The organism is Pseudomonas sp. Q2-TVG4-2 (assembly GCF_013620795.1).
In the GTDB taxonomy this organism is placed as follows: Bacteria; Pseudomonadota; Gammaproteobacteria; order Pseudomonadales; family Pseudomonadaceae; genus Stutzerimonas.
The window spans coordinates 953,308-972,508 of record NZ_LGLW01000001.1; the positions used below are offsets into that span (position 1 = coordinate 953,308).

Annotated in this window: 15 protein-coding genes; 9 read left to right on the forward strand and 6 right to left on the reverse strand. The window is 62.3% G+C overall.

Features of this window, described 5'->3' with window-relative positions:
* Positions 1 to 102: 102 nt before the first annotated feature.
* From H3028_RS04625 to choX, 4 genes are all read right to left on the reverse strand, one after another.
* Positions 103 to 567, reverse strand: coding sequence for a thioesterase family protein (locus tag H3028_RS04625; RefSeq protein ID WP_181295875.1), 465 nt, complete (start codon positions 565 to 567; stop codon positions 103 to 105).
* A gap of 89 nt (positions 568 to 656) precedes the next feature.
* A complete protein-coding gene (locus H3028_RS04630; RefSeq protein WP_181295876.1) occupies positions 657 to 1,622 on the reverse strand; it encodes an L-carnitine dehydrogenase in 966 nt (321 codons plus the stop codon).
* A 103-nt stretch (positions 1,623 to 1,725) separates the two neighbouring features.
* Positions 1,726 to 2,613, reverse strand: a complete 888-nt coding sequence (locus H3028_RS04635; RefSeq protein WP_181295877.1) for a 3-keto-5-aminohexanoate cleavage protein — start codon at positions 2,611 to 2,613, stop codon at positions 1,726 to 1,728.
* A gap of 89 nt (positions 2,614 to 2,702) precedes the next feature.
* Entirely contained in the window at positions 2,703 to 3,596 is an 894-nt protein-coding gene (gene choX, locus H3028_RS04640) for a choline ABC transporter substrate-binding protein (protein ID WP_375154388.1), read from the reverse strand.
* A 529-nt stretch (positions 3,597 to 4,125) separates the two neighbouring features.
* On the opposite strand from choX, the gene H3028_RS04645 reads away from it, so the two are divergent.
* The 8 genes from H3028_RS04645 to H3028_RS04680 all read left to right on the forward strand — a co-directional run bounded on the left by H3028_RS04645 (position 4,126) and on the right by H3028_RS04680 (position 13,855).
* Entirely contained in the window at positions 4,126 to 5,079 is a 954-nt protein-coding gene (locus H3028_RS04645; RefSeq protein ID WP_181295878.1) for a GlxA family transcriptional regulator, read from the forward strand.
* A 261-nt stretch (positions 5,080 to 5,340) separates the two neighbouring features.
* Entirely contained in the window at positions 5,341 to 6,318 is a 978-nt protein-coding gene (locus H3028_RS04650) for a dipeptidase (protein WP_181295879.1), read from the forward strand.
* A 121-nt stretch (positions 6,319 to 6,439) separates the two neighbouring features.
* Positions 6,440 to 6,970 (forward strand): 4-vinyl reductase, encoded by a 531-nt coding sequence (locus H3028_RS04655; RefSeq protein WP_181295880.1) that lies wholly within the window; start codon positions 6,440 to 6,442, stop codon positions 6,968 to 6,970.
* A 153-nt stretch (positions 6,971 to 7,123) separates the two neighbouring features.
* Positions 7,124 to 9,196, forward strand: a complete 2,073-nt coding sequence (gene dgcA / locus H3028_RS04660; protein ID WP_181295881.1) for a dimethylglycine demethylation protein DgcA — start codon at positions 7,124 to 7,126, stop codon at positions 9,194 to 9,196.
* A 164-nt stretch (positions 9,197 to 9,360) separates the two neighbouring features.
* On the forward strand, positions 9,361 to 11,349 hold the full coding sequence (gene dgcB / locus H3028_RS04665) for a dimethylglycine demethylation protein DgcB (RefSeq protein ID WP_181295882.1): 1,989 nt from the start codon (positions 9,361 to 9,363) through the stop codon (positions 11,347 to 11,349).
* Positions 11,350 to 11,479: 130 nt separating this feature from the next.
* Complete coding sequence (locus tag H3028_RS04670) at positions 11,480 to 12,703, forward strand: electron transfer flavoprotein subunit alpha/FixB family protein (protein WP_181295883.1); 1,224 nt, start codon at positions 11,480 to 11,482, stop codon at positions 12,701 to 12,703.
* A 90-nt stretch (positions 12,704 to 12,793) separates the two neighbouring features.
* Positions 12,794 to 13,567, forward strand: a complete 774-nt coding sequence (locus H3028_RS04675) for an electron transfer flavoprotein subunit beta (RefSeq protein ID WP_181295884.1) — start codon at positions 12,794 to 12,796, stop codon at positions 13,565 to 13,567.
* A gap of 42 nt (positions 13,568 to 13,609) precedes the next feature.
* Positions 13,610 to 13,855 carry a hypothetical protein gene (locus H3028_RS04680; protein WP_181295885.1) on the forward strand — a complete coding sequence of 82 codons (246 nt, stop codon included), beginning with the start codon at positions 13,610 to 13,612 and terminating at the stop codon, positions 13,853 to 13,855.
* 283 nt (positions 13,856 to 14,138) lie between these two features.
* On the opposite strand, the gene H3028_RS04685 is transcribed toward H3028_RS04680, so the two are convergent.
* Entirely contained in the window at positions 14,139 to 15,236 is a 1,098-nt protein-coding gene (locus tag H3028_RS04685) for a GlxA family transcriptional regulator (RefSeq protein WP_258237680.1), read from the reverse strand.
* Between the two features lie 402 nt (positions 15,237 to 15,638).
* Entirely contained in the window at positions 15,639 to 17,015 is a 1,377-nt protein-coding gene (locus tag H3028_RS04690) for an L-serine ammonia-lyase (RefSeq protein ID WP_181295887.1), read from the reverse strand.
* Positions 17,016 to 18,004: 989 nt separating this feature from the next.
* Here H3028_RS04690 and H3028_RS04695 point away from each other — a divergent pair.
* Positions 18,005 to 19,201: a glycine betaine/L-proline ABC transporter ATP-binding protein gene (locus tag H3028_RS04695; protein ID WP_181295888.1), complete on the forward strand. Its 1,197-nt coding sequence runs from the start codon at positions 18,005 to 18,007 to the stop codon at positions 19,199 to 19,201.

A 19,201-nucleotide genomic window follows, 5' to 3' on the forward strand; every position in this document is an offset into this window, starting at 1 on the left:
TTTTGATTTTGTAGGAGGCCCACCCTTGGGGCGAAGCTTTGGCTTTGGCTTTTTTTGTCAGCGGTCCGAGAGAAGCCTTCCGGCTCCAGACTAATGCCAGGCTCAACCCGGCAGCCCTATGGCCCGTCCGACATGGATGGGCCTGGGTAGACCACCCTGCGTCTCCTGTAACGCCTGCACCTGGGCCAGCACCGCGTCATCGAAGGGTACCGAGCGTCCAGCGTGGCGATCGATGTTCATCAACATTTGCTCATTGGCCGCCAGCAGCTGTTCATCTCCGGGCCGATAAAGGCCGTGGTAGACATGCAGGCGCTTGCGATCGTGGGCCACCAACTGGGTGCGCACCTCGACCTCGGCACCGAGCTTGACCTCGGCCAGATAGTTCAGGTGGCACTCAAGGGTGTACAGCGTATGACCGCTGCGCTCGCGCCCGGCCTGATCGAGGCCGATATGTTCCATCAGTGCATCGGTGGCGTAGCTGAAGATCAGCAGGTAAAAGGCGTCACGCAGATGACCGTTGTAATCGACCCACTCGGGCAGGATGGTGGTGCGATAGGTGCTGAGCATGCTGATGTGTGTCCTTTGGCAAAGCCAGGCTGGTCGAGACCATCGTGAGTTATCGAGTTGGCGAATGCTCGACCGTTGAGCTGGCATGTTCATTCATTGAAAGCGAAACCATGCTGCGCCTTGGTCGTCTTGATAGCACCGAGCACGGCCAGCAGGCAGTCGTCGCGGAAGCGCTCGAGCTCGGCAATGCTGCGTTGACCCTGCTGCTCGCCAGTGCCCTCGACCACGCTGTCGATCAGCGACTCGGTTAGCTCAGGGGCTTTCAGGTAGCTCCATGGCAACTCCAAGGCCGGACCGAACTGTGTCATGAAGTGGCGCATGCCCGCATCGCCACCGGCCAGAGTGTAGGTCAGAAAACTGCCCATGAACGACCAGCGCAAGCCGGCACCGAAACGAATCGCATCGTCGATCTCGCCAGTGGTGGCCACCCCATCGTTGACCAGATGCAGCGCCTCGCGCCACAGCGCTTCGAGGAGGCGGTCAGCGACGAAGCCCGGCACCTCCTTGCGCACATGCAAGGGGCGCATGCCCAACGCCTGATAGATCTGGATAGCCGCCTGAATGGCCTCCGGTGCGGTCCGCTCGCCGCCGACCACCTCCACCAAAGGCAATAGATAGACCGGGTTGAAGGGATGCCCGACCAGGCAACGCTCGGGGCACACCGCGTCGACGAAGAACTCACTGGGCAGCAACCCCGAGGTGCTCGATCCGATGATGACGTCCGGGCGCGCGGCGGCACTGATTTGGGCGTGCAGCTCGCATTTGAGCGCCAAGCGTTCAGGGGCGCTTTCCTGGATGAAGTCTGCGTCCCTCACGCAGACCTCGACGGTCTCAGCGAAACGCAGGCGCTGTTGCGACGCACTGGGCGCCAGCCCCTGTTTTTGCAGGGCCGGCCAGGCATTGGCGATGCGCTGTCGCAGCGCCGCTTCGGCGCCGGGCGCCGGGTCCCAGGCGACCACATCGAGGCCACAAGCCAGGGCGCGCGCGACCCAGCCGGCGCCGATCACGCCAGTGCCGAGGACGGCGAAGGTTTTGATGTCGGTGATGAAGGCCATGGATGCTCCTAGCCCCAGCGCAGCCGGGACGTGCAATTCGATCTGGCCCGGATCGCATCCGGGCCGAGTATGGGTGTTAGCGGGCATAAGTGCGCTCGGCAACCTACCAGCGGGATCTGAGATTCATCTTCGCCCTGCCCTCGGCCGGGGTCAGGGCACGGCCTCCGAGGCGCTCGATGATCTCGACGGCACGCTCGACCAGTTGGCCATTGCTGGCATGCACGCCACGGTCCAGCCAGATGTTGTCCTCCAGCCCCACTCGCACGTTGCCGCCAAGCAACATGGCCTGCGCGACCATCGGCATCTGCATGCGGCCGATGCCGAAACCGGCCCAGGTAGCACCGGCCGGCAGATTGTCCGCCATGGCCTTCATGGTTGTGGTGTCGGCCGGCGCCCCCCATGGGATGCCCAGGCACAATTGGAACAGTGGGTCTTCGAGCAGGCCTTCCTTGAGCATTTGCTTGGCGAACCACAGATGGCCAGTGTCGAAGATCTCCAGCTCAGCCTTCACGCCCAGTTCGGTGATGCGCTTGGCGCCGGCGCGCAGTTGCGCCGGCGTCGAGACATAGATGAAGTCGCCGTCGCCGAAATTCAGGGTGCCGCAATCCAGGGTGCAGATCTCCGGCAACAGCTCCTCGACGTGCTTGAGCCGCTCCAGCGGGCCGACCAGGTCGGTGCCGACGCCGAACTCCAGAGGCTGCTCGCCGCGGCCGATTTCCAGGTCTCCGCCCATACCGGCGGTGAGGTTGATGATCACGTCGGTGTCGCTCTCGCGGATGCGCTCTACCACCTCCCGGTACAAAGCCACGTCGCGGCTTGGCTTACCGGTCCGGGGGTCGCGCACATGACAGTGGGCGACTGTGGCGCCAGCCTTGGCCGCCTCGATGGCGGCGCTGGCGATCTCCTTGGGAGACACGGGGATCGAGGGATGCTTGCCGACGGTGTCGCCGGCGCCGGTAACGGCGCACGTGACGATGACTTCATAGTTCATGGGGTTGTCCTTTGTTCGGGGCAATCGGAAACCATGCGCGGCGAACCGCGCACAGGTTGTGTTCTGGTTGCAGGGGTGCGAGCGGAGCGTTATTCGGCCTTGGCAACCACGCTCTGGGCGCCTTGTTTGCCGTCGAAGCTGGTGACCCCGTCCAGCCAGCTACTGACCACGGCCGGGTTGGCCTTGAGCCAGGCGCGAGCGACAGAAGCCGGAGCCTCGCGTGCCATGATCGGCTCCATCAGCTCAGCTTCCTGCGCGCTGGTGAAGCGCAGGCCGGTGAGCAACCGGTGAGCATTCGGACAGCGCGCGGCGAAGTCTGGCGCCGTAACGGTGGACACGCTCGCCGCGCCATCATTGGGGCCAAAGGCATCCTGGCTGCCGGTCAGGTAGGTAATGGGCATCTGGATATTCATCGGGTGCGGCTTCCAGCCGAAAAACAACACTGGCTGGCGATCTTTCACCGCACGAGTGACCGCAGTGAGCATCGCCGCCTCGCTGGATTCGATCAGCTTGAACTCGCCAAGGCCGAACTGGTTGCTGTCGATCAATTGCTGGATCACCGTATTGGCGCCAGAGCCGGATTCGATGCCGTAGATCTTGCCGTCCAGCTGGTCCTTGAATCGAGCGATGTCGGCGAAGCTTCGCAGGCCCGCCTCGGCGGTATAGGTGGGTACCGCGAGGATAGCGACCGCGTCGTTCAGCGAGGGCTCGGCAGCGACCTTGACCGCGCCGTTGGCGAGGAAGGGTTGGATATTTTCATCCATGATCGGCTTCCAATAGCCGAGGAACGCGTCGATCTGCTTGCGCTGGATCCCCGCGAAAATCATTTGCTGCGAGGCTTGGGTTTGTGTGCTTTGGTATCCCAGACGATCCAGCAGTTCGGCGGCGACAGCGGTGGTGGCGACCACATCGGTCCAGCCCACTGCGCCGAGACGGACCTTCTGGCAACTGGCGTCGTCGGCGGCCAGGACCGGTGAAGCCAACAGGGTGAGCAAACAACAGGTGGCAAGGGTCTGTTCCCGTTTCGTTCGCGGCCGCGCCGGCGCCTGTTTTTTCGCGAGACAAGGCACGAGAAGCGAGGTTTGGTTGTTCCAAATGAGCGACGAGAAACGCAGTATCGCGGAAAAACAGGCCCGGCCCTTCGGGTTGCGCGGCAAATGGCGCCAGGCGGCGTTGCGGGACTTGACAAGGGAACAACCATTGCCTGCGCCCCGCGCCTTGCCTGGCGACATTTGGCACAGCAACGCGGCTTGCGACGAAACGGGAACAGACCCTAACGCATTGAGATCTTTCATTGATACTCCCAGCCTTACGGTTAACGTCATTGTTCTGATGGAGCCAGGCGACTCCCTCCGCAATCGGGCCTGTTCGGCGCCGATGGGGTCAGATTACGCAGCGCGCCGGGGCCCAGAGCGAACCTTAGCGACCATCTGTTGAACGGAAACGACCTGTTTGCTTGCTGCGATGGCTTAGCCGCCTTTTAGTGGGAAAATCCGTACGAGGAACGCACGCATGCCCCAGACCTTCTGCTTCTTGCTGCTGCCCGGCTTCTCGATGATGGGTCTGATGTCCGCCATCGAGCCGCTGCGCGTGGCCAATCGCTTGCGCGGCGAGCTATACCGGTGGCATCTGCTCAGCCTCGACGCTGGCCCGGTTACCGGCAGCAACGGTATGTCCTTGAACGTTGACGCCGCCCTGCAGCCGCTCGGTGCCGACGATACGCTGCTGGTGGTCGCCGGCTTCGAGCCGCTGGCCCGGTTCGATGCGCGGCTGGCGCGCTGGTTGCACCAGGCCGACCGCACGGCCACAGCGCTGGGAGGCATCGACACCGGCAGCTTCGTACTGGCCGAAGCCGGCCTGTTCGACACGCAACGCCTGACCCTGCACTGGGAAGCCATCGATGCCTTTGCGGAACGCTATCCGCGCCTGACCGTTACCCAGGAGCTCTTCGAAATCGACGGCCGGCGCATAACCAGTGCCGGTGGCACCGCAACACTCGACCTGATGCTCACACTGATCGGTCGCGATCATGGTGAAGCCCTGGCTGTGGCGGTTTCCGAGCAGTTCGTGCTCGGTCGCATCCGCTCGCGACAAGACCACCAGCGGATGCAGATCGCCAATCGCTATGGCATACACAACAAAAAGCTGACGCGGGTCATCGCCGAGATGGAGCGCTGCTGCGAACAGCCGCTCAGCTCCCAGGCACTGGCCGAACTGGTCCAGGTCACGCCTCGCCAGTTGGAGCGGCTGTTCCGCCAGCATCTGCACGAAACCCCATCGGGCTTTTACCTCGCTCTGCGCCTGGACAAGGCCCGCCAACTGTTACGTCAGAGCGACCTGAGCGTGCTGGAGGTGGGCCTGGCCAGCGGCTTCGAATCCCCGTCGTATTTCTCCCGCTGCTACCGGGCCCGCTTCGCCAGAAGCCCGAATCAGGATCGCCACGAGCACCCGGCAATTCCTGCTTAGCGTCGCCGACGAACATGCGCGCCGCAATCCTGCCTTGCGCCCTCCTTCGCCGGTCACTGCGCTAGCAACAGGCGCACCACCAGAATTACCCGGCCGTTGCTCGTTGAGCCCGCCAATCGGCGCTATATCACCCAGAGAACCGGTCCTGACGTTTTAAGCAATACCCCGGTCGTTTTTGCATCGGGACGACATCCCCCCCAGGGATAAGCTGCCGCAAAGCGTCGACAAAAGATTCGATGCGCCGTACTGGGGAGTGACCTGATGAGCCCAACCGAACTGCACGCCGACAGCATCGTCATTGATGGTCTGATTATCGCCAAATGGAACCGCGAACTCTTCGAAGACATGCGCAAGGGTGGCCTGACCGCTGCCAATTGCACCGTTTCGGTGTGGGAAGGCTTCCAGGGCACCATGAACAACATCGCCGCCAGCCAGAAGCTGATTCGTGAATGCAGCGACCTGGTGATGCAGGTGCGCACGACCGCCGACATCCGCAAGGCGAAGGAGCTGGGCAAAACCGGCATTCTGTTCGGCTTCCAGAATGCCCATGCGTTCGAGGACCAAATCGGCTACGTCGAAGTCTTCAAGCAGCTCGGCGTGGGCATCGTGCAGCTGTGCTACAACACCCAGAACCTGGTCGGCACCGGCTGCTACGAGCGCGACGGCGGCCTGTCCGGCTTCGGCCATGAAATCGTCGCTGAGATGAACCGCGTCGGCGTGATGTGCGACCTCTCCCACGTCGGCAGCAAAACCAGCGAAGAAGTCATCCTGGCGTCCAACAAGCCGGTCTGCTACTCGCACTGCCTGCCGTCCGGCCTCAAGGAACATCCGCGCAACAAGTCAGACGAAGAACTGAAATTCATCGCCGACCACGGTGGCTTCGTCGGCGTGACCATGTTTGCGCCGTTCCTCGCCAAGGGCATCGACTCGACCGTTGACGATTATGCCGAGGCCATCGAATACGTGATGAACATCGTCGGCGAGGATGCCATCGGCATCGGCACCGACTTCACCCAGGGTCACGGCCAGGATTTCTTCGAGTGGCTGACCCACGACAAGGGCTACGCCCGCCGCCTGACCAGCTTCGGCAAGATCGTTAACCCGCTGGGTATCCGTACGGTCGGCGAATTCCCCAACCTCACCGAAACCCTGCTCAAGCGCGGAATGCCCGAGCGCACGGTGCGCAAGGTGATGGGCGAGAACTGGGTGCGCGTTCTCTCCGAAGTCTGGGGCGAATAAACGACCGTAGGGTGGATGACGCTTTTTTCATCCACCAATTCACCTTTGCGGTGGATGGATAAAGCGCCAGCTAGGCGCCCCCATCCACCCTACACCTGACTTGAATTCGGAGTTGATCCACATGTCCACACACGCCCCTGAAATGCCCATCCAGGTCGACGACGAAACCGGCGTCTGGACCACCGACGCGCTGCCGATGCTCTACGTGCCCCGGCATTTCTTCGTCAACAACCACATCGGCATCGAGGAAGTACTCGGCGCCGAAGCCTATGCCGAGATTCTCTACAAGGCCGGCTACAAATCAGCCTGGCACTGGTGTGAGAAGGAAGCCGAATGCCACGGCCTGGTCGGTATTGAAGTGTTCGAGCACTACATGAAGCGCCTGTCCCAGCGCGGCTGGGGCCTGTTCAGGATCGAGGAGATCGACATCGAGGCGGGCACCGCCAAGGTACGCCTCGATCATTCGGCCTTCGTCTACGTCTACGGCCAGTGCGGACGCCCGGTGGATTACATGTTCACCGGCTGGTTCGCCGGCGCCATGGACCAGATCCTCCAAGCCAAGGGCAGCAGCATCCGTACCGTCGCCGAACAGGTCTATGGCGCATCGCAGGAAGGCCATGACCACGGCTTGTTCCGCGTCAAACCACTCTAAAACAACGTCAACCGTGATCGAAAACGTAGCGAGCGAAGGGTAGGCAAGGCGGAGGCTGGAGCGAAAAGCGGAGTTTACTGCTGTAAATGAGCATTTTCGCTCCAGCCTCCAACGCCGCATAACCGAGCGCAGTAGTTTTCAGAGGATGCCGCCATGGCTTTCGAAGCAATGTTCCAACCCATTCAGCTCGGCAAGCTGACCATCCGTAACCGCGTGATCAGCACCGCGCATGCCGAGGTCTACGCGACCGACGGCGGCATGACCACCGAGCGCTACGTGAAGTACTACGAGGAGAAGGCCAAGGGCGGCATCGGTCTGGCCATCTGCGGCGGCTCCTCGGTGGTCGCGATCGACAGCCCCCAGCAGTGGTGGAGCTCGGTCAACCTGGCCACCGATCGGATCATTCCGCACTTCCAGAATCTGGCCGACGCCATGCACAAGCATGGCGCCAAGATCATGATCCAGATTACCCACATGGGCCGCCGCTCCCGCTGGGACGGCTATCACTGGCCGACCCTGATGTCACCGTCCGGTGTCCGTGAGCCCGTGCACCGGGCCACTTGCAAGACCATCGAGCCGGAAGAGATCTGGCGGGTGATCGGCAACTATGCCCAGGCCGCGCGCCGCGCCAAAGAAGGCGGGCTGGACGGCGTTGAGCTGTCCGCCGTGCACCAGCACCTGATCGACCAGTTCTGGTCGCCACGGGTAAACAAGCGTACCGACGAATGGGGTGGCACCTTCGAGGGCCGCATGAAATTCGGCCTGGAAGTGCTCAAGGCCGTGCGCGCCGAGGTGGGTGACGACTTCTGCGTTGGCATGCGCATCACCGGCGACGAGTTCCACCCTGACGGCCTCACCCATGAGGACATGAAAGAGATCGCCAAGTACTACGATGCCACCGGCATGGTCGACTTCTTCGGCGTGATCGGCTCGGGCTGCGATACGCACAACACCCTGGCCAACGTGATCCCGAACATGAGCTACCCACCAGAGCCGTTCCTGCATTTGGCTGCCGGCATCAAGGAGGTAGTCAAGGTTCCGGTGCTTCACGCACAGAACATCAAGGACCCCAACCAAGCCTCGCGCATCCTCGAAGGCGGCTACGTGGACATGGTCGGCATGACGCGCGCGCATATCGCCGACCCCCATCTGATTGCCAAGATCAAGATGGGCCAGGTGGACCAGATCAAGCAGTGCGTCGGCGCCAACTACTGCATCGACCGCCAGTACCAAGGCCTGGATGTGCTGTGCATCCAGAACGCCGCTACCAGCCGGGAATACATGGGGCTGCCGCACATCATCGAGAAAACCAACGGTGCCAAGCGCAAGGTGGTGATCGTCGGCGGCGGTCCGGCCGGCATGGAGGCGGCACGCGTTGCCGCCGAGCGTGGCCATGACGTCACGCTGTTCGAGAAGAAAGACAGCCTCGGCGGACAGATCAGTCTTGCCGCCAAGGCCCCGCAGCGGGACCAGATGGCCGGCATCACCCGCTGGTTCCAACTGGAACTGGCACGCTTGAACATCGATCTGCGCCTGGGCACCGGTGCTGACGTCGCGACCATCCTTGATCTGCGCCCGGACATCGTGGTGCTGGCCAACGGCGGCCACCCGTTCATTGAGCAGAACGAGCACTGGGGTGCGGACGAAGGATTGGTGGTCAGCAGCTGGGACATCCTCGACGGCACGGTCGCACCGGGCAACAACGTGCTGGTCTACGACACCATCTGCGAGTTCACCGGCATGTCGGTGGCCGACTTCATTGCCGAGAAAGGTGCCAAGGTCGAGATCGTCACCGACGACATCAAACCCGGTGTGGCCGTTGGGGGGACCAGCTTCCCTACTTACTACCGCAGCCTTTACCCGAAGGAAGTGATCATGACCGGCGACATGGTGCTGGAAAAGGTCTATCGCGAGGGTGACAAGCTGGTGGCGGTACTGGAGAACGAATACACCGGTGCCAAAGAAGAGCGGGTTGTCGATCAGGTGGTGGTTGAGAACGGTGTACGGCCGGACGAAACACTCTACTACGCCCTCAAGCAAGGCTCGCTCAACAAGGGGCAGATCGATGTCGACGCGCTGTTTGCCATTCAACCGCAGCCCTGCCTAGGCAGCCTTGATGGCAAGACTGCCGGTGGCTATGTGCTGTTCCGCATCGGCGACTGCGTGGCTCAGCGCAACACCCATGCGGCGATATATGACGCGCTGCGGATCTGCAAGGACTTCTGACCTTCCAGCCCAGGCCCTGTAGGAGCGAGCGGGACGGTTGTCCTTGCTCGCGATGGCTGACGGAGCACGTCGTCGGCACCGCCATCGCGAGCAAGCTCGCTCCCACGCGCCGGCCTCGGCCAGTTGGCGCTTTTTGAGTTTCGATGCGTTCGCTAGGAGCCATCATGCTAGACACCCTACTCCCCATCCTGCTGTTCGCCGCCCTCGGGCTAGCGGTACTCGGCGCCGGCAAGCGCTTCGCCATGTGGCGTCGCGGGCGTCCCTCGAAGGTCGATTGGCTGGGCGGCCTGATGGCCATGCCGCGTCGCTATCTGGTCGATCTGCACCACGTGGTCGAGCGCGACAAGTACATGTCCAAGACGCACGTCGCCACCGCTGGCGGCTTCGTACTGGCCGCGATACTGGCGATCGTCGTGCATGGCTTCGGTTTGCAGAACCGGATCCTCGGTTTCGCCCTGTTGGGTGCCTGTGTGCTGATGTTCGTCGGGGCGCTGTTCGTCGCCAAACGCCGCCGCAACCCGCCAGCGCGGCTGTCGAAAGGCCCCTGGATGCGCCTGCCGAAAAGCCTGCTGATGTTCTCGTTCAGCTTTTTCATCGCCACCCTGCCGGTGGCCGGCATCCTGCCCGAGGGCTTCGGTGGCTGGATACTCGCGGCCGTCTTGGCTGTCGGCGTGGCCTGGGGCGTGTCCGAGATGTTTTTCGGCATGACCTGGGGCGGGCCGATGAAGCACGCCTTCGCCGGTGCGCTGCATCTGGCCTGGCATCGCCGTCCGGAGCGATTCCGCAACCCCCACAATGCCAGCGCGGCGCGCTCCAGCGGCTTGAAAGCCCTTGATCTGGATGATCCGGACGCACCGCTGGGTGTGGAAAAACCCAAGGATTTCACCTGGAACCAGCTGCTCGGCTTCGATGCCTGCGTGCAGTGCGGCCGCTGCGAGGCGGCCTGCCCGGCTTTCGCGGCCGGCCAGCCGCTGAATCCTAAAAAGCTGATTCAGGATATGGTCATCGGCCTCGCGGGCGGCAGCGACAAGGGCTATTTCGGCAGCCCCTATCCGGGTATTCCCGTCGGCGAGCACGGCGGCAACCCGCACCAACCCATCGTCTTTGCCGAGGGCAAGGGGCTGGTCGAGGCGGAAACCCTGTGGTCCTGCACTACCTGCCGTGCATGCGTCGAGGAATGCCCGATGATGATCGAGCACGTCGATGCCATCGTCGACATGCGCCGTCATCTCACCCTTGAGAAAGGCGCCACGCCTAACAAGGGTGCCGAGGTACTGGACAATCTGATCGCCACCGACAACCCCGGCGGCTTCGCCCCAGGCGGGCGACTCAACTGGGCAGCTGACCTTAACCTGCCATTGATGAGCGAAAAGAAGCAGGCCGACGTGCTGTTCTGGGTCGGTGATGGCGCCTTCGACATGCGCAACCAACGCACCCTGCGCGCCTTCGTCAAAGTCTTGAAAGCTGCCGAGGTGGACTTCGCAGTGCTCGGCCTGGAGGAGCGCGACAGCGGCGATGTGGCGCGCAGACTCGGTGACGAGGCGACCTTCCAACAGCTGGCAAAGCGCAATATCGCCACCCTGGACCAGTACCGTTTCCAGACCATCGTCACCTGCGATCCGCACAGCTTCCACGTCCTGAAGAACGAGTACGGCGAACTGGGAGGCCACTACGAAGTGCTGCACCACAGCACCTACATCGCCACCCTCATCGCCCGTGACCAACTGAATCTTGGCAAGCACCAAAGCGCCAGCGTGACTTACCACGATCCTTGTTACCTGGGCCGCTATAACGGCGAGTACCAGGCGCCGCGTGCCGTGCTCAAGGCCATCGGCATCGAGGTGAAGGAGATGGCCCGCTCCGGCTTCCGTTCGCGCTGCTGCGGCGGTGGCGGTGGCGCGCCGATCACCGATATCCCAGGCAAGCAGCGCATTCCCGACATGCGCATGGAAGACATCAAGGAGACCGGGGCTGAGCTGGTGGCCGTCGGCTGCCCACAGTGCACCGCCATGCTCGAAGGCGTGGTCGAACCGCGCCCACAGATCAAGGACATCGCCGAGCTGGTGGCCGAGGTGCTGATCGAAAGTGCGCAAGCCCCAGCAAGCTCGCCACCAGCGGTGAAGCGTGAAAAAGCCGTGGAGATGCATTCATGAGCAGGCGCCATTTTTTGCGATACCAACCTGCAGCAGCGAGCTTGCTCGCGAAACGCCCGGACTTCTGCACTGACCCGTTCGCGAGCACGCTCGCGCCTAGGGAAAGCGCCCCGAACCAGGAGGCCCTGTCATGAACATCATCCGTCGCGATCCCCGCGCCGAGTGGATCGCCCGCAACCGCCTGCATCCGCTGCACACAGCGATGCAGACCAAAGGCGATACGAGCTGGATGGGTCCCAACGGCGTCATTCGCAAGAATCCCCACGCCGTCGGTTTTATCGGCCCCAACGGAATCAAGCGCATTGACCGCAGCGGTGCCCAGCAAGGCGGCAACAACAAGGGCGCCGTGTCCAGGGAAGCGCTGCAACTACCGTTGCATCGCGTCGAACAGCCGAGCTTTCACATCGTCGTGGTGCCGGACATGCTAGGTGGCCGACTCTCCAGCCACGACCGCGACCTGCTCGGCCTGGCGCGCAAACTGGCAGGGGCCGAAGGAGCGGTACTGGCGGTGCTGTTCGGCGACTACAAGGAAACCGCCCTGGACACGGCCGGCGTCGACCGCCTTCTGCATCTCGAAGGCAGCGAGTACGAAGGCTACGCGCCGGAGCAACGCCTGCAGGCTTTGGTTGCCGTCGAACATCATCTCAATCCACGTCACTGGTTGGTACCCGACAGCCGTGGCGGCGGCGCCGAGCTTGGCCGCCGTCTGGCTGCCAAGCTGGACGAGCGCCCGGCTACACGTGTCTGGCAGGTGGACGAAGCCCGTTGCACCGGGCGTGCCGGCGCGGGCCGCGAAGACCTGCAGCGGCCGTTGCCGAAGCTGATCCTGGCCGCCGCCGAGTGCGCCGAACCCGTCGCCGAGACCCGCCACGAAGTGCTGCCGGTGGAGCTGCAGGTCGTCGTGGCCCGTAGCCTGCCGCGGCTCGAAGATCTCGGCCCGGTTGCCGTCGATCCCGCGCAGATACCCATGGCCGAATCGGAATTCATTCTCTCCGGCGGCAACGGCGTGAAAGATTGGGACCTGTTCCACCGCGCCGCGCAGGTGCTAGGCGCCACCAAGGGGGCCTCCCGGGTCGCGGTGGACGATGGCTTCATGCCGCGTCACTGCCAGGTCGGCGCAACCGGTACCTGGGTCACAGCGCGGGTCTATCTGGCGGTCGGAATCTCCGGCGCCATCCAGCACCTGCAGGGTATCGGCGCCTGCGACAAGGTGGTGGCAATCAACCTGGATCCGGGCTGCGACATGATCAAACGCGCGGACCTGTCGGTCATCGGCGATTCGGCGGCGATTCTCCAAGCGCTGATGGATAAGGTCGCGGCCTTCCGCAACGAGGGCGCACGCGATGCAGCTTGAGTGGCGCAGGGTGGATCGCGCTTCACCGATCCATCGAGTCGAGGCAACGCTGGTTGCTGAAAGCCACATCCACCCTACTGGAGTCCGTGCATGAATCACCTGAACGTTATCGCCCTGGTTTCGGTGGGCGCTCACCCGACCTCGGGGCGCGCCCGTCGCGCCGAACAGGATGCGCGTGCCGTCGAGTTGGGCTTGCGCCTGGCGGGCGAGCGATTGCAGCTGGTGCATGCCGGTGCCCCCGAAGAAGAGGCGCTGCGCGGCTACCTCGGCATGGGCCTGGCGGAACTGACTGTGCTTCAACAACCCTCCGGGGCCGACGCCTTGCCTGTGCTCGCTGACTACCTGGCAAACGCCGGCGCCCAGATGGTGCTGACTGGCAGCCAGGCCGAAACGGGCGAGGGCTCGGGCATGCTGCCCTACCTGCTGGCCGAGCAACTGGGCTGGCCACTGGTCGTGGGCCTGGCCGAAGTGGAGACAGTCGAAAACGGTAGCGCACTGGTACTGCAGGCGCTGCCACGAGGTCAGCGACGCCGGCTGAAGGTGCGCCTGCCGTTTCTTGCCAGCATCGACAGTGCAGGCCCTCCGGCACGGCAAAGCGCGTTCGGGCCAGCCCGCCGTGGCGAAATCAGCGCCGAAGCGGTCCCCGTGATCGAAGACGAGCTGTTCGCCGAGGCGCATCTGCAACCTGCGCGCCCACGCCCCAAGCGGCTCAAGGTCATCCATGGCAAGACCGCCGCTGATCGCTTGAAAGCCGCCACAGCCAAGGCATCCGGCGACGGCGGACAGGTGCTTAGGGACCTGTCGCCGGAGGCCGGCGCTGAGGCTATCTTCAACTTGTTGCGCGAGGAAGGCGTGCTGCGCTGAGTGCAGTGCCCTTCTCGCATCGAAGCCAAAGGAGCAAACGCGATGATGCATGCCGATCTGATTGACCAGGACGATTTCCGTGATCGCCTCGTGTCGCTGGGCTTTGAGATACCCAGTGGCGTTACCGCCGAGCAGGCCTGCGAACGGGCTGTCTGCGGCCTCTCCCAGGAACGCGCGCAGGCACTGCGCAGATTGGTCGAAGAGCTCCTCGGCGGCTCCGCAACGCTGCTGCCCGCGGTGCGTGAAGCCATCAGCAGAAAGTTGCTCCCGGCATTGGTGCGCCCGTAGTACAACGCAGAGGCGGATATGACGTTCCGCTCTGGAGAAACACGTCGCGCTAGTCACGCGACGCGAGATGACGTCTCGCGTCGCTTGAAGACGTGAGCGTTATCGTTCTGGATTAAGGATGGCTAACCTGCATACCTCGCGTACCCCCGGCCCGGGCAGCCTGTGGCTATTGGGCCAGCACGCGTCCTAAACGCTGGGCTGGCCCAATAGGCGTTCATCAACCCTACGCTGGGTCGGTCTGGGCCAGACGCTTATCAGCCTGGCCAGAACGTTCTATCGTCGATCAGATGCGCACGCTTGCATAGGTTGACTCACCCTGGGCACGTTGCAACGCGGCCATAACGGCTGGGTGTTTGTGGACTTCATCGGGGCGAGGAATCAGCGCGACCACCTGGCCCGAGTGCTGACCCGAACGCTCGTCACGCGGCGGGATGCCGAAGAACTCGCGGTAGCACTTGGAGAAATGCGGGGTCGAGACGAAGCCGCAAACCGAGGCCACTTCGATGATCGACATGGGCGTCTGCTTGAGCAGCTGGCGGGCACGTATCAGCCGCAGCTTGAGGTAGTAACGCGACGGCGAGCAGTGCAGGTACTTTTGAAACAGCCGCTCGAGCTGGCGTCGGGACACATTGACGTAACAGGCCAGTTCGTCCAGGTCGATAAGCTCTTCGAGATTGGCTTCCATCAACGCCACGATTTCCAGCAGCTTCGGCTGGTTGGTACCCAGCATGTGCTTGAGCGGCACCCGTTGGTGGTCCTGTTCGTTGCGAATGCGCTCGCACATGAACATGTCGGAGATCGCCGCGGCCAGTTCACGCCCATGCTGCGCGCCGATCAGATGCAGCATCATATCCATCGGCGCGGTGCCTCCGGAGGCGGTATAGCGATTGCGATCGATGGAGAACAGTCGGGGCGTCACCGTCGTGCGAGGAAAGGCTTCCTGCATCGCCGCCAGGCATTCCCAATGCACACTGCAATCGTAGCCATCGAGCAACCCGGCCTTGGCCAGCGCCCAGCTACCCGTACACACCGCCCCCATCTGACGACCATGGCGGGCTTGCGCCTGCAACCAGTGAAGGTGCTCGCGGGTCGCGCTGTGCTGAATATCCACCCCGCCGCAAACGATTACGGAATCAAGGCTGGGCGCCGTAGCGAAGCTGGCATCCGGAGTGATCTGCAGCCCGTCACTGGCCATTACCGGCTGCCCGGCATGGGTCAGCGTGAACCAGCGATACAACTCTTTGCCGGAAAGCTGGTTAGCCATGCGCAGCGGCTCGACGGCCGAAGCCAGGGAGATCAGGGTGAAGTTATCCAACAGCAAAAAGCCGATGGTCTGCGGGAGCCGATTTGGGGGCTGCGACCCAGGGTTGATCTGTGACAATGACGGATCCTCACGCTTAGCATATTGATGAGCCTTCGATGGCTCTTTTCTTATTTTCCGGCGTGTAACGGCGCCGGGTTTTGCAAATATCAAGGCAAACCGCATGCCTATATTGATTGAGCGTTCAATAAAAGCCAGCAGCGCGCCGAAAGAGCCCTGCGGCAAGGTCCGGCGCCCGCAGAAGAAACCTTTTGAGTTGGGCGGGCACGCCTGCTCTTGGCAGACCTGAGCACTTTGGTAGCAATGCCCGACGTGCCCGAGCATTCAATTCGGGTAGAAACAAACCGGCGGTAACAAAGAGCGGTAACAGGCAATGGTCCGGGACCGGACTGCACTTCCTCCGCCCGCCCGCAAAACGCACCACAAAAACTCATTTCACCGGTGCCGGGGCACGGACTTGGGTCAGCACTCGATCGCGTTGACTGCCAGACCACCACGGGACGTTTCCTTGTACTTGTCATGCATGTCGGCACCGGTATCGCGCATGGTGCGGATGACCCGATCCAGCGAGATAAAATGCTCGCCGTCGCCACGCAATGCCATCTGGGCAGCATTGATCGCCTTCATCGCGGCGATGGCGTTGCGCTCGATACACGGTACCTGCACCAGGCCGCCGACCGGGTCGCAGGTCAGCCCGAGGTTATGCTCCAGGCCGATCTCGGCGGCATTTTCGAGCTGTTCGGGCGTCGCGCCTAGAAGTTCTGCCAAACCAGCCGCCGCCATGGCGCACGCGGAACCGACCTCGCCCTGACAGCCCACCTCAGCGCCGGAAATCGACGCGTTCTTCTTGCAGAGAATGCCAACCGCCGCCGCGGCGAGGAGGTAATTGACCACATCGTCATCGCAGGCTTCAGGGTGAAATTTCATGTAGTAATGCAAGACCGCCGGAATAATGCCCGCCGCGCCATTAGTGGGTGCGGTGACCATCCGCCCGCCCGCCGCATTCTCCTCGTTCACCGCCAAGGCGAACAGATTCACCCATTCCATCGCGCTCATGGTCGAACCGATGACGTTTGGCTTGCCTAGCTCCAGCAGGTTGTGATGCAGCCTGGCGGCACGCCGACGGACATTCAGTCCGCCGGGCAGCACGCCTTCGTGGCGCAGGCCATTGGTCACGCACTGCTGCATCGCTTGCCACAGGCGCAACAGACCACTGCGGACCTCCGCCTCGCTGCGCCAGGCCGTTTCATTGATCATCATCAGCTCGCTGACGCGCAACCCGTTGCGCTTGCACAACTGCAGGAGTTCAACGGCGCTGGAGAAGTCATAGGGCAACTCGGTGTTGTCCTGGTCCAGCTGACCGGCGGCGGCTTGCTCTGCATTGACTACAAAGCCCCCGCCGACGGAGTAGTAGGTGTCCTGATAAAGCTCGCCGGAATGCCCGTGCGCGATGAAGGTCACCGCGTTGGGGTGGTAGGGCAGGTTCTCCTCGAGCAACAGCAGATCTTTCGCCCAATCGAATGCGACCGGCCAGTGACCATCGAGCCGCAGCTGCCCGCAAGAGCGAAGCGCCGCGATGCGCGGAGCGATCTGCTCCGGATCGATGAGATCCGGTCGTTCGCCCATCAGCCCCATCAGTACCGCGTTGTCAGTACCGTGCCCGACGCCGGTAGCCGAGAGCGACCCATACAGACGCACCTCAACACGCCACACGCGCTCCAGCAGCTTGCGTTCGCGCAGCGCACCGACAAATAGCGCGCCGGCGAGCATGGGCCCAACGGTGTGCGAGCTGGAGGGCCCGATGCCGACTTTGAAAAGATCGAATACGCTGATCGCCACTCTGAACGCTCCACAGGATGCCCCAAGACAGGGATCATGATCATCGTTTTGCCTGCGAAAAGAAGTCTGGCACCGACGCACTCATGTCCAAATCCGTCAGCCCAGCCACCGGGACCTCGGGTAGCGACGAGATGCTGCTCTCTGCGCTATTACGAGCAGCAGAACATCGCGCACAACCACCCCTTTCAGTGGTGCCGCCCGGCACAGTTACGTATCGGATTCGGGCAGGAGTTCGCGCGACGCGCCTGTCGCATCAGTCTCGCATTTGCGCGCTTACATATGCATGTCTTCAGGCGCCATCGCCGGACGAGGGAAGGAGCCGAAACGGAGCGAAAAGTCCCTCGATGGCACTCAAGCTCTGGTAAAGCGGCCCGTCTTCGTGAGTTTTTCTCATGTTGCCACTGATGGCGCCAGGCCACGGAATAGCGGCCTTACGGCGCATTTGCTGACATGCAACCCCACCCAAACAATTACCCAGCGGTGCCATGATGAATTTTTTTCTGTTATGGTTTTTTTAGGCAGGCATGTCGCCGCTCAGTACGTGAGCGTCGCAACCCGACAATCGCAAGCGCCAAAGGGGAATATCGTTAAGTCATGGTTATCCAAAGCCGCCAGGACAGCACAGGTCCTGACAACGCTGAATGCTTTGCACAGATGAACCCGCAGCCGTCCAGAAAAACGGCTGTACATAACAATAATAGGTAGCCGGTTCAGCCCCTATGGAGCGGCGACCACGATTGGCTTGCTAGTACTGCCAGAGGACGAAAGCAGCACAGCGGTGAGTGACAGAACGATGCGGACTCAGCCGATGCGCGAGATGAATTTTCAGCTCGCCCGCAGAGCTGCGGCCCGTCGAGTCCCACCGCACCGCGTCCGCCCGAGAATATGTCAACCCAAAAGCCATAGCAGTTGGCACTAGTCGACAGCGCTGCAAGGCGCTTGCGGCCTCCGTTTAGCTGATCTGGATGTCTACTGAGGGGAACCATCCCATGCAGTCTGGAAAAATCGTCGTCGAGAACCTTTACAAGGTGTTCGGCCCGCAGGAACAAGAAGCCATCGCCTTGCTCAAGCAAGGCTGGAGCAAGGACAAGATTCTCGCCGAGCGCGGTGCGGTCATCGGCGTGAGTGATGTTTCGTTCAGTGTCGAGGAAGGTGAAATCTTCGTCCTGATGGGCCTGTCCGGCTCCGGCAAATCCACGCTGATACGCCTGATCAACCGCCTGATCGAGCCCAGCGCCGGAGACGTCTTCATCGATGGGCAGAACGTTGCGAAACTGCCCCACTCACAGCTCATTGATCTGCGTCGACGCGACATGAGCATGGTCTTTCAATCCTTCGCCCTGATGCCGTCGCGCTCGGTTCTCGACAACGCCGCCTTCGGTCTGGAAGTCGCCGGGGTTGGACGTCGGGAGCGCGAGGAGCGCGCCATGGTGGTACTCACCCAGGTCGGCCTCGATACGTTCGCGCACAAGTTTCCACACGAGCTCTCCGGGGGTATGCAGCAGCGGGTCGGCCTTGCCCGAGCGCTGGCGGTTAACCCGTCGATGATCATCATGGACGAAGCCTTTTCCGCCCTCGACCCGCTCAAGCGACGAGAGATGCAGGACGTGCTGCTGGAACTGCAGAAGACCCACCGGCGCACCATCATCTTCGTCTCCCATGATATCGAGGAAGCCATGCGCATCGGCAACCGCATCGGCATCATGGAAGGCGGCAAGCTGATCCAGGTCGGCACGCCGCAGGAACTGATCGACAACCCCGCCAGCAGCTACGTGCGCAACTTCTTCGACACCGTCAACACCAGCCGTTACCTCACCGCTGGCCAGCTCAAAGCCGATAGCGTCCCGCTCTACGTACACAACGGCAAGGCACCGGATGCGCTGCAGGTTTGCCAAGAGCTGCAGGCGATGGACAAGCACTACGCCTTCATCGTCGACGAAGACAACAAGTTTCGCGGCTCTATCAGCCTGGAACGGATCGCCTTACTGGTCGAGAACGGTCGGACCTGCAGCCTTGAAGCGGAGGTGCTGAAACAGATCGACCCGCTTACCGAGGACCAGCCGCTCGATCAGGTAATCGAGCGGCTGGTGGACAACGAAGGACCTATGCCAGTGGTGGATAGCCAAGGGTTTTACGCGGGCGCCATCAGCAAAGGCCGCCTTCTGACTCGCCTGCAGGAGGAATGA

What these genes read in the sequence shown, in the direction of transcription:
- H3028_RS04680 (WP_181295885.1), top strand. Translation starts at nt 13,610, where the DNA reads ATGATGCATGCCGATCTGATTGACCAGGACGATTTCCGTGATCGCCTC.
- H3028_RS04635 (WP_181295877.1), bottom strand. Translation starts at nt 2,613, where the DNA reads ATGAACTATGAAGTCATCGTCACGTGCGCCGTTACCGGCGCCGGCGAC.
- H3028_RS04645 (WP_181295878.1), top strand. Translation starts at nt 4,126, where the DNA reads ATGCCCCAGACCTTCTGCTTCTTGCTGCTGCCCGGCTTCTCGATGATG.
- dgcA (WP_181295881.1), top strand. Translation starts at nt 7,124, where the DNA reads ATGGCTTTCGAAGCAATGTTCCAACCCATTCAGCTCGGCAAGCTGACC.
- H3028_RS04695 (WP_181295888.1), top strand. Translation starts at nt 18,005, where the DNA reads ATGCAGTCTGGAAAAATCGTCGTCGAGAACCTTTACAAGGTGTTCGGC.
- H3028_RS04655 (WP_181295880.1), top strand. Translation starts at nt 6,440, where the DNA reads ATGTCCACACACGCCCCTGAAATGCCCATCCAGGTCGACGACGAAACC.
- dgcB (WP_181295882.1), top strand. Translation starts at nt 9,361, where the DNA reads ATGCTAGACACCCTACTCCCCATCCTGCTGTTCGCCGCCCTCGGGCTA.
- H3028_RS04625 (WP_181295875.1), bottom strand. Translation starts at nt 567, where the DNA reads ATGCTCAGCACCTATCGCACCACCATCCTGCCCGAGTGGGTCGATTAC.
- H3028_RS04670 (WP_181295883.1), top strand. Translation starts at nt 11,480, where the DNA reads ATGAACATCATCCGTCGCGATCCCCGCGCCGAGTGGATCGCCCGCAAC.
- H3028_RS04675 (WP_181295884.1), top strand. Translation starts at nt 12,794, where the DNA reads ATGAATCACCTGAACGTTATCGCCCTGGTTTCGGTGGGCGCTCACCCG.
- H3028_RS04650 (WP_181295879.1), top strand. Translation starts at nt 5,341, where the DNA reads ATGAGCCCAACCGAACTGCACGCCGACAGCATCGTCATTGATGGTCTG.
- H3028_RS04630 (WP_181295876.1), bottom strand. Translation starts at nt 1,622, where the DNA reads ATGGCCTTCATCACCGACATCAAAACCTTCGCCGTCCTCGGCACTGGC.